Annotated in this window: 7 protein-coding genes; 1 reads left to right on the top strand and 6 read right to left on the bottom strand. The window is 61.1% G+C overall.

Features of this window, described 5'->3' with window-relative positions:
* Window positions 1-81: 81 nt before the first annotated feature.
* From PMI28_RS00880 to rimO, 4 genes are all read right to left on the bottom strand, one after another.
* The gene (locus PMI28_RS00880; protein WP_007992727.1) at window positions 82-549 is read right to left on the bottom strand and encodes a DUF1456 family protein; all 468 of its coding nucleotides are present in this window, start codon (window positions 547-549) and stop codon (window positions 82-84) included.
* A 76-nt stretch (window positions 550-625) separates the two neighbouring features.
* Window positions 626-1,336 carry an rRNA pseudouridine synthase gene (locus PMI28_RS00885; RefSeq protein ID WP_007992725.1) on the bottom strand — a complete coding sequence of 237 codons (711 nt, stop codon included), beginning with the start codon at window positions 1,334-1,336 and terminating at the stop codon, window positions 626-628.
* A gap of 190 nt (window positions 1,337-1,526) precedes the next feature.
* Complete coding sequence (locus PMI28_RS00890; RefSeq protein ID WP_007992722.1) at window positions 1,527-2,000, bottom strand: acetyltransferase; 474 nt, start codon at window positions 1,998-2,000, stop codon at window positions 1,527-1,529.
* Between the two features lie 112 nt (window positions 2,001-2,112).
* The gene (rimO, locus tag PMI28_RS00895) at window positions 2,113-3,450 is read right to left on the bottom strand and encodes a 30S ribosomal protein S12 methylthiotransferase RimO (protein WP_007992720.1); all 1,338 of its coding nucleotides are present in this window, start codon (window positions 3,448-3,450) and stop codon (window positions 2,113-2,115) included.
* A 293-nt stretch (window positions 3,451-3,743) separates the two neighbouring features.
* Between rimO and PMI28_RS00900 the strand changes: the two genes are divergently transcribed.
* Window positions 3,744-5,645, top strand: a complete 1,902-nt coding sequence (locus tag PMI28_RS00900) for a potassium transporter Kup (RefSeq protein WP_007992718.1) — start codon at window positions 3,744-3,746, stop codon at window positions 5,643-5,645.
* 254 nt (window positions 5,646-5,899) lie between these two features.
* On the opposite strand, the gene PMI28_RS00905 is transcribed toward PMI28_RS00900, so the two are convergent.
* Complete coding sequence (locus PMI28_RS00905) at window positions 5,900-7,195, bottom strand: virulence factor family protein (RefSeq protein WP_007992716.1); 1,296 nt, start codon at window positions 7,193-7,195, stop codon at window positions 5,900-5,902.
* The gene (gene mprF, locus PMI28_RS00910) at window positions 7,195-9,837 is read right to left on the bottom strand and encodes a bifunctional lysylphosphatidylglycerol flippase/synthetase MprF (protein ID WP_007992714.1); all 2,643 of its coding nucleotides are present in this window, start codon (window positions 9,835-9,837) and stop codon (window positions 7,195-7,197) included. Before mprF ends, PMI28_RS00905 begins: the two co-directional genes overlap by 1 nt.
* Window positions 9,838-10,098 lie beyond the last annotated feature (261 nt).

Below are 10,098 nucleotides of genomic sequence, written 5' to 3'. Positions count from 1 at the left end.
CGCGTCAGCTGGACTCACGACTGCTTCGCAGCCGAACGCAGCCTCGCGGGCTCGGCAGCTGCTACAGAGGGTGTTGCTGCTTTACGCTCTCACTCGCAGGGTCAGGCCCTTGAGGAAATTGCGCAGCAGCTGGTCGCCGCACGGGCGATAGTTGGTGTGGCCGAACTTGCGGAACAGCGCGCTCAGCTCAGGCTTGGACACCGGGAACCCGGCGGCCTTGAGGATCGCGTGCATGTCGTCTTCTTTCAGCTCGAACGCCACCCGCAGCTTTTTCAGGATGATGTTGTTGGTCACTGGCACTTCGATCGGCTGCGGCGGACGGCTTTCGTCCTTGCCGCGCTTGAAGATCACCAGGCCATCGAGGAAATGCGCCATGACGTCGTCCGGGCAGCGTACGAAGCCTTCCTCGTCTTCTTCTTTCTTGTCGAGGTACGTCACCAGGTCTTTCAGGGCCACGTCCATGCCACCGAGCTTGATGATCTCGATGACTTTCTTGTCGCTGATGTCGAGCATGTAGCGCACGCTGCGCAGTACGTCGTTATGGATCATGTGTGCAGTCCTGATAATTCAGCTATGGGCGCCGCCGAAAACAGCAGCACCGAAAGGTGTGGCGGCGCGGGAAGTCTTAGAACTTCTCTTTGCCGGACAAGTAGCGCCATTGCCCCACGGGCACTTTGCCGATGGACACGCCGCCGATGCGGATGCGGCGGATGGCGACGACCTTCAGGCCGACGGCCTGACACAGTTGAGCGATGATGCCCGGTTGCGGGTTCTTCATGGCAAAGCGCAGGCGGTTTTCGTTCTGCCAACTGGCCTTGACCGCCGGCAATTCCTTGCCCTTGTAGGTCAGGCCGTGGTTCAGGCGGTTCAGGCCGTGAGCCACCATCTCGCCTTCAACCTCGACCACATACTCCTGCTCGATCTTGCTGGAGTCGGCGGTGAGCTTGCGCAGGATTTTCCAGTCCTGGGTGAACACCAGCAGACCGCTGGCGTTGGCCTGCAGGTCGGTGCTGGCGGTCAGGCGCAGGAAGTGCCCGCGCAACGGGCGCTTGCCGTAGCGGTGTTCTTCGCTCAGGGTCTCGGCGCCGAGGGTGGCCATGGCGGTGTCTGCGTCCATGCCGGCCGGCACGTTGAGCAGCAGGGTCACCGGTTCCGGCGCGGTGGCCTTGGCTTCTGGATCAAGCTCGACTTTCTGGGTGTCGACCTTGAATTGCGGCTCGTCGATGACCACGCCGTCGACGGTGACCCAGCCGCCCTCGATGAACAGCTCAGCCTCCCGACGGGAACAGCCGACGAGTTCGATGAGGCGTTTGGAGAGACGAATCGGGTCAGTCATGTCAGGGCCGTAACAAAAAGGGGGTGGGCATTGTACCTGCCTGGCGCCGGTTAATCGCGGTTACATTTACGCCGCGAGGCTTTTTGTGGGAGCGGGCTTGCTCGCGAAGGGGCCATCAACCTCAACAATTATGTTGGCTGACACACCGCCTTCGCGAGCAAGCCCGCTCCCACAGTGGTTGTGTGTTGTGTCATCCATGTCGTGATTTTTGTTGGGGCTGGCGCAAGCGCATGTGCAGCAGCGGATACGGCTGGCCCATGCCATCGACTTCCGAGCGGCCGATGACCTCGAAACCCTGCTTGAAGTAAAAGCCGAGGGCTTGCGGGTTTTGTTCGTTGACGTCCAGTTCGACGGCGTTCAGGTGTTCCAGGGCATAGCGCAACAGTTTCTTGCCCAGGCCCTGGCCGCGATGGTCGGGGTCGATGAAGAGCATTTCGATCTTGCCTGCCGCGACGCCGGCGAACCCGCTGATGCGCTGGCTCGAATCCCTGGTGCAGATCAGCATCACCGAGTCGAGGTAGCGGGTCAGCACCAGGTTTTTCAGCAGTTCGATGTAGCTGTCTGGCAGGAAGTCGTGGGTGGCACGTACCGAGGCCTCCCAGACCCGGGTCAATTCTTCGTAGTCGCTGAATTTCGGCGTGTGGATGACCGAATGCTGACGCATGCCCGTCTGCTCCTTATGCAGTGGTTGATAGGAATCCTTCCATCTGCAAACGATAGCCGTAAAAAAGCCCCGCATCTCGTCAAGAGAGCGGGGCTTTGTGTATTTTTTGCGTTTAGATCTGTTCAGCCCACAGATCGTATTCGTCGGCGTCGGTCACTTTGCACCAGACCTTGTCGCCCGGCTTGAGGTTGCTGCCGTTGTCGATGAATACGTTGCCGTCGATTTCCGGCGCGTCGAAGAAGCAGCGGCCCACCGCGCCTTGCTCGTCGACTTCATCGACCAGCACTTCGATCTCGCGGCCGATGCGCATTTGCAGGCGCGCCGAGCTGATGGCCTGCTGGTGCGCCATGAAGCGCTCCCAGCGGTCTTGCTTGACGTCGTCCGGGACGACCTCCAGGTCCAGGTCATTGGCCGGTGCACCTTCTACCGGCGAGTACTGGAAGCAGCCGACGCGGTCGAGTTGTGCTTCGGTCAGCCAGTTCAGCAGGTACTGGAAATCTTCTTCGGTTTCGCCCGGGAAGCCGACGATGAAGGTCGAACGGATGATCAGGTCCGGGCAGATTTCGCGCCAGTTCTTGATCCGCGCCAGGGTCTTGTCTTCGAAGGCCGGGCGTTTCATCGACTTCAGCACTTTCGGGCTGGCGTGCTGGAACGGGATGTCCAGGTACGGCAGGATCTTGCCGGCGGCCATCAACGGGATCAGCTCGTCAACGTGTGGGTACGGGTAAACGTAGTGCAGGCGAACCCAGACGCCGAGGGTGCTCAGGGCTTCGCAGAGTTCGGTCATGCGGGTTTTCACCGGCGCGCCGTTCCAGAAACCGGTGCGGTACTTCACATCGACGCCGTAGGCGCTGGTGTCCTGGGAGATCACCAACAGCTCTTTGACGCCGGATTTGACCAGGCGCTGGGCCTCGTCGAGCACGTCGCCCACCGGACGGCTGACCAGTTTGCCGCGCATCGACGGGATGATGCAGAAGCTGCAGCTATGGTTGCAGCCTTCGGAAATCTTCAGGTAGGCGTAGTGGCGCGGGGTCAGTTTGATGCCTTGCGGCGGCACCAGGTCGATCAGCGGGTTGTGGTCCTGGCGCGGCGGCACGACGTCGTGCACGGCGTTGACCACTTGCTCGTACTGCTGCGGACCGGTCACGGCCAGCACGCTCGGGTGTACGTTGCGAATGTTGCCTTCTTCGACGCCCATGCAGCCGGTCACGATGACCTTGCCGTTTTCCTTGATGGCTTCGCCGATCACTTCCAGGGACTCGGCCTTGGCCGAATCGATGAAGCCGCAAGTGTTGACTACCACGACGTCGGCGTCCTGGTAGGTGGACACCACGTCATAGCCTTCCATGCGCAGCTGGGTAAGGATGCGCTCGGAGTCGACCAGTGCTTTGGGGCAACCCAGGGATACGAAGCCAACCTTTGGATTGGCCGGCGCAGGAGTGGTGGACATGTCTAACCTCGGTATTTTGTGACGCCGCTTGCCGGGCAGGGCAAAACCGACGGACGGGCGCTTGAACTGCGCCTCTGATCAAAAAGTGCGCAATTCTAGCGATGAGTCGCTCACTTGACCAGCTTTATGCAGGGAAATACGACGAGTGCTGCGCTATGCTTCGCGCCGTTACGCTTTACTGGGTTTTTACTGTCAACAAAACGTCTGTAACGTGAAGTAAAACAGCGCATGCTGCACGACAAAGCATAGTGCTTCTTTCAAAGAAGCCCGGGTCTGAGAAGTAGGAGTGGTGGATGGGTCAGGCAAGTAGTCAGGCTGCAGGTGCCGAGCATTCGGCGGTGAAGCCGATCGGCATGCTGGTCGCGGCAGTCGGGGTGGTTTATGGCGATATCGGCACCAGTCCGTTGTACACCCTCAAAGAAGTGTTTTCCGGAGGCTATGGCGTACCGGTCAACCATGACGGGGTGCTGGGGATCCTGGCGCTGATCTTCTGGTCGCTGATCTGGGTCGTGTCGATCAAGTACATGATGTTTGTGCTGCGCGCCGACAACCAGGGCGAAGGCGGGATCATGGCCTTGACCGCACTGGCCCGGCGGGCGGCGTCGGGGCACGCGAAATTGCGCACGTTGCTGGTGGTCTGCGGACTGATCGGTGCGGCGTTGTTCTATGGCGACAGCATGATTACCCCGGCGATTTCCGTGCTGTCGGCAATTGAAGGCCTGGGCCTGGCATTCGAGGGCATCGATCATTGGGTCGTGCCACTGTCACTGGTGGTGCTGGTCGCGCTGTTTCTGATTCAGAGTCACGGTACCGCGCGGATCGGCATTCTGTTCGGGCCGATCATGGTTACCTGGTTCCTCGTGCTGGGCGCACTGGGCGTCTATGGCATCAGCCAGCATCCGGAAGTCCTGCAAGCGATGAATCCGGTATGGGGTGTACGTTTCTTCATGGTCCATCCGGGCATGGGCGTGACGATTCTCGGCGCCGTGGTGCTGGCATTGACCGGTGCCGAAGCGCTGTACGCGGACATGGGCCACTTCGGCCGCAAGCCGATTGCACGTGCGTGGTTCATCCTTGTACTGCCGGCGTTGGTGCTGAACTACTTCGGCCAGGGCGCCTTGCTGCTGGGCGACCCGGAAGCGGCTCGTAACCCGTTCTACCTGTTGGCACCGAGCTGGGCATTGATCCCGCTGGTCGGCCTGTCGACCCTGGCCACGGTGATTGCCTCGCAAGCGGTGATTTCCGGTGCGTTCTCCCTGACCCGTCAGGCGATCCAGCTCGGTTACATTCCGCGCATGCACATCCGGCACACCTCCAGCGCCGAACAAGGCCAGATCTACATCGCCGCGGTGAACTGGGCGCTGATGGTTGGTGTGATCCTGCTGGTGATTGGTTTCGAATCCTCCGGCGCTCTGGCTTCGGCCTATGGCGTGGCGGTGACGGGCACAATGCTGATGACCACCATCCTGGTGTCGGCGGTAATACTGCTGTTGTGGAAGTGGCCTCCGGTTCTTGTGGTGCCGATGCTCTTGGGTTTCCTGCTGGTAGACGGTGTGTACTTCGCCGCCAACGTGCCGAAAATCATTCAGGGCGGTGCATTCCCGGTAATCGCCGGTTTCGCCTTGTTTGTGCTGATGACCACCTGGAAGCGCGGCAAGCAATTGCTGGTGGAGCGCATCGATGAAGGTGGGCTGCCACTGCCGATCTTCATCAGCAGCATCGCCGTGCAACCGCCCCATCGCGTGCAGGGCACGGCAGTGTTCCTCACCGCGCGACCGGACGCCGTGCCCCACGCGCTGTTGCACAACTTGTTGCATAACCAGGTACTGCACGAGCAAGTGGTGCTGCTGACGGTGGTCTACGAAGACATCCCGCGGGTGCCGCCATCACGACGGTTCGAGGTCGATGCCTACGGCGAAGGTTTCTTCCGGGTGATCCTGCATTTCGGCTTCATCGATGAGCCGGACGTGCCACAGGCGTTGAAGCTGTGTCATCTCGATGAACTGAACTTCAGCCCGATGCGCACCACGTACTTCCTCAGCCGCGAAACGGTCATCGCCTCCAAGCTCGAAGGCATGTCGCGCTGGCGTGAGGCGCTGTTTGCGTTCATGTTGCAGAACGCCAATGGCAACCTGCGCTTCTTCAATCTGCCGTTGAACCGGGTGATTGAACTGGGTACTCAGGTGGAGATGTAAGCGACCCACAAAAAGCCCCCGTTGCCATTGCGGCAGCGGGGGCTTTTTTGTACCTGAGTACAAAACTGGAAGACTATGAAGATCCAGTGTGGGAGCGGGCTTGCTCGCGAAAGGGGCGTGTCAGTCGACATAGATGCAATTTGACACACCGCTTTCGCGAGCAAGCCCGCTCCCACAGGGGATGTGTGGCGTGTGGTGGAATGAAAAAGCCCCCGCTACCGTGAGGTAACGAGGGCTTTTTGCGGGCTGTCAGATCACTCTGTAGCAGCTGTTTCCTTCGGCTGGCGCTTCTCGATGATCTCTACCAGACGCTTGGCCAGCGCCGGGTAGTTCTCGTCGAAGTGGTGGCCGCCGGGCAGTTTCATCGCTTCGCCTACCGCAGTCTTGTCGGTGCAGCCGCTTTCGTCGGTTTCTTCTTCACCGTAGATGCACACCACTTTGGCGGCTGGCAGCTTGGCCATTTCCGGGCCGGTGGCGGCTTCCTTGCCAGCGTTGCCGAGCCAGCCTTCGACTTCGATTTCAAAGCTGCCAGTACGGGCGAAGGCCAGCAGGATGATTGCGTCAACGCGATTCTGCTCCGACTCGGCCAGGCGGTTGTAGATCGCCGGCAGAACATCCGCGCCGAACGAGTAGCCGGTCAGGATGAAGCGCTTGGTGCCCCATTTCTGCCGGTAGTGTTGCATCAGTTCAGCCAGGTCCAGCGCGCTTTGCTCCGGGCTCTTGTGCTGCCAGTAGTAGCGCAGGGTGTCGATGCCGACCACCGGATAGCCGATCTTGGCCATCTCGCCCGCCACGTCGCGATCGAGGTCGCGCCAGCCGCCGTCGCCGGACAGGAACAGGGTCACGGTGTCCCTGGCCTGGCCTGCCGGTACTTCGACCACCGGGATCTGCAGGCCGCCAGCGGCTTTGTCGCCACCGACGAGGATCTTGCGCAGTTCGTTGTTCAACACTTGCGGCAGGTTGATGTCGTAGTCGCTGATGCTGGTTTCGGCATTGACCTGGTCGCGCACAAAACCGGCGCTGGTGTCGTCCGGGTTGTCGTTCCAGGCTGCCAGCCAGTGGCCGTGGGCGGCGCTTTTCGGCAGCAGGTGAGTGCAGCCACCCTTTTCCAGAGCCAGGTCGACCGAGACGGCGTAAGCCTTGTCGTCCTTTTGCTCGGACAACCAGCGCCAGGCCAGCACGGCGCCCGGGCCGATGCCACTGACCAGGGTCGCCGGGCCTTTGAGCTCTCGCAGGCCCGATTGCAGGGCACGGCTTTGCAGCAGGCAGTCCTTGGGCAGGATCACCTGGACAATCTGCGCCGAGCCACTGCGGCTCAGGGTCATCAATTGCTTGTCGCTGAGTTTCTGGTCTTCGTTGACCGCCACCAGCACCTGGGCGCGTGGCGTGGTGCCGGGGATGACACGGGTCATCGCCGCACCATCGGCCGGGGTCAGCCATTCGAGGGTCGGTTCCGGTGCCGGGCGTTTCAGGTACCAGTAACCGCCACCGAGAATCAGGGCCACTATCACCAGTGTGCCCAGTACATACCGCAAGGAGCGTTGAATCATCAGCGTTTCACCAATCCGGTCAAGCCGCCCGCGATCAGGGCAGCAGTGTCGGCCAGCGCAACCAGCGGATCGAGTCCGGCGGGCACGGCCATATAACGGGGTTCCCAATCAGGCTGGAACTTGTCTTTGAAGCGGCGCAAGCCTTGGAAGTTGTATAGCTGCTCACCACGGCGGAATACCATCGAGCCCAGGCGCTGGGTCAATGGCGCGCCGCGGCGGGGTTGTAACCCCGACAACGGCACCATGCCCAGGCTGAAACGCGCGTATCCATGATTTTTATAATGTTGAATCAGGCCGACCATCATGAACTCCATGGTCAGCTTCGGGGCATCCGGGTGCGCGCGCATCAGGTCGAGGCTGGCCAGGTCATGACCATAAGTCTCGAGCAAGTTGGCGAACGCCACCGGGCGCCCTTCGAAACGAATCACCGCGATGCGGAAATACTTGAGGTAGTCATCGCTGAAGCGGCCCAGCGAAAAACCTTTCTCCCGGACGTTCTTGCCGGTCAGCCAGGCATCGGAAATCACCTTGAGCTCATCCATCGGCGCGTGACCGGGCTCGAAGATTTCCAGCGACAGGCCGTCACGGGTGCCACGGTTCCAGGTGTAGCGCAGGTCCTTCATCTCTTTGCCCTTGGCTTCGAGATCAAAACGCTTCAGGTCGACCCGGGCTTCTTCGCCGAGCTTGATCGCCGTCAGGCCGATGTCCATGTAGTACGGCAGGTTCTCTGCGCGCACTTGATAGAACACAGGGCGGGCGTGGTGGATGTCGCACAGGTCGCGGAACTGCCAGATCATTTCCGCCCGTTGCTGGCCCGGGCCGATCGGGTCATACAGCGCCACCAGGCTGCGGCCGCGACGGGCGTACATCAGGAACGCCTCGTCGTTGGGGTGGAACAGCAGCGCCTTGTCACCGGTCAGGGCCAGGCCGCCATCCGGTTGGGCCGATGCCATGAGGATCTTGCTGGCGCGTTCCAGTTCGTCGGGCGTCGGCAGGTGTATGACCGGACGCGCAGTGCGCAGCAGCCAGGTCAGCGACACCACCACCAGCAGCACCGCGGCACCGAGCAGCGAACGCAGGCCGCGAGGGGCATCGGCGTCGAGGGTGAACTGCCACCAGAGTTGGTGGCTGTAGGGAACGTCCTGATAGGCGAACAGCAGCAGCCAGATCGATGCGCCAAGCACGCACAGGCTCGCTACCAGGTACAACGGCGAGAATGGCACTTCGGTCAGGCGGCTGGGGCGGTAGAACGAGCGGCGGAATACCCCGAGCAGGCTCGCCGTCAGCACCATCAGGCTGGCTTCTTCCCAGTCAAAACCCTTGAGCAGCGAGAGCAGGGCGCCGACCAGCAACAGAATGGTGGTCAGCATCCACGCGGCTGACAGCCGGCGACGCAGCCCCTGGGCCAGCAACAGGCACAGAACGCCGACCAGGCTGGCGCCAAAGTGCGAAGCATCGACCAGTCGATGGGGGATCAGAAAACCGATGTGTTCCAGGCGCGTGTCGATTTCCGGGGTGGCACCGGAGAACAGCAGGACAACACCGGACAGGAATACCAGCACTGCCAGTATCGGAGCCGCCAGGCCTGAGGCTGCGCGCAATGTCTGGCGTGTCTGGAACAGGCGCTGGCCTTCGTTGATCAGCAGCAGCAGGCAGGCCACCAGTAGCGGCAGGACCACGTAGATCAAGCGATAGAGCAGCAGGGCGGCCGCCAGTGGCGCGGCGCCAAGGGTGTCGGAAAACGCAGCCAGCAAAATTGCCTCGAACACCCCGACGCCGCCCGGCACATGGCTGAGCACACCGGCGGCCAAAGCCAGCAGGTACACCAAAAGGAACGCGCCGAAGGGCGGTGTTTCCGGCAGCAGCAGATAGAGCACGGTCGCGGCGGCGGCTACGTCCAGAGCGGTGATGATCAATTGCAGGAACGTCAGTCGAAGACCGGGCAGGCGCAAGGTGCGGCGCCCAACCTTGACCAGCAGGTTGTCCGGGTAAGGCTGTTCCGGCAGTCGACGGCGGTAGATGCCTAAGGCCAGCACCGAAAACAACACGAGCACGGCAGTCGCTACCACACCCAGCAAGGTCTCGGAGAGCCCCAGCGCGGTGGACGCGGCAGACAGGTCGCTGAGCGTCGCCAGGGCGGCCAGCGGCGGCAGGGCGCAACCCAGCGACAGGCTGGCGAACAGCGTCATGCGGGCGACTTCAGCCGCTCCCAGGCCGTGACGGGCATAGAGTCGATAGCGAACCGAGCCACCCGACAACATTGAAAGACCGATGGCGTTGCCAATGGCAAAGGCCGTGAAGCCGCCCACTGCCAGTGTGCGCGGTGCCAGGTTCACCTCGGCATAGCGGCTGGCCGACCATTCGTAGCCAAGCAGAATGATGAAACCCACTATGGTTGCGCCCAGAGCGCCCATCAAGGCAGGTTTCGGAACTTCGAGGATCGAGTCGTGCAGCGCGTAAAGGTCGAGCTCGCTCAACAGATGACGACAGGCGATCAGCGCGATCGCGAACAACAGCAGGGTGACCGCCAGGCCAATGGGTTGACGGTACTTGCTCAACCGATCGAGCAGGCGCAGACGCTCAGCCTTGATCGGTTGTGTTGCTGTGACAGTGTCTTGTGAATCAGACGAGTTGGCGCGCATCAATCACCTCTTGGATTGTGCGCGACAGGATGGGGGTATCCAGCCAAGTTACCAATCCCTGTAGAAAAAAATAATCACAAATATTAACGCCTATCACCCGGCAACAGGGGGCGGCGCGTTATCAGTCGTGAAGGCTTCAGCCTGCGATAGAGCATAGTCTGAACTCAGCGTATGAGTGACCCCAAACGGCTTGCTACACAGTGACAGATCATTGTTGCGAAAGGACTTTTTCAACAGATACAAAAAAGGCCACTCTTTCGA

The organism is Pseudomonas sp. GM48 (assembly GCF_000282335.1).
Classification (GTDB): domain Bacteria; phylum Pseudomonadota; class Gammaproteobacteria; order Pseudomonadales; family Pseudomonadaceae; genus Aquipseudomonas.
Note: the sequence above shows the minus strand (reverse complement) of the source record. Positions and strands in the feature narration are given on the sequence as shown.

Excerpts from the sequence above, each read along its gene's own strand:
- PMI28_RS00905 (WP_007992716.1), bottom strand. The coding sequence starts at position 7,195 with ATGATTCAACGCTCCTTGCGGTATGTACTGGGCACACTGGTGATAGTG.
- PMI28_RS00890 (WP_007992722.1), bottom strand. The coding sequence starts at position 2,000 with ATGCGTCAGCATTCGGTCATCCACACGCCGAAATTCAGCGACTACGAA.
- mprF (WP_007992714.1), bottom strand. The coding sequence starts at position 9,837 with ATGCGCGCCAACTCGTCTGATTCACAAGACACTGTCACAGCAACACAA.
- PMI28_RS00885 (WP_007992725.1), bottom strand. The coding sequence starts at position 1,336 with ATGACTGACCCGATTCGTCTCTCCAAACGCCTCATCGAACTCGTCGGC.
- PMI28_RS00900 (WP_007992718.1), top strand. The coding sequence starts at position 3,744 with ATGGGTCAGGCAAGTAGTCAGGCTGCAGGTGCCGAGCATTCGGCGGTG.
- rimO (WP_007992720.1), bottom strand. The coding sequence starts at position 3,450 with ATGTCCACCACTCCTGCGCCGGCCAATCCAAAGGTTGGCTTCGTATCC.
- PMI28_RS00880 (WP_007992727.1), bottom strand. The coding sequence starts at position 549 with ATGATCCATAACGACGTACTGCGCAGCGTGCGCTACATGCTCGACATC.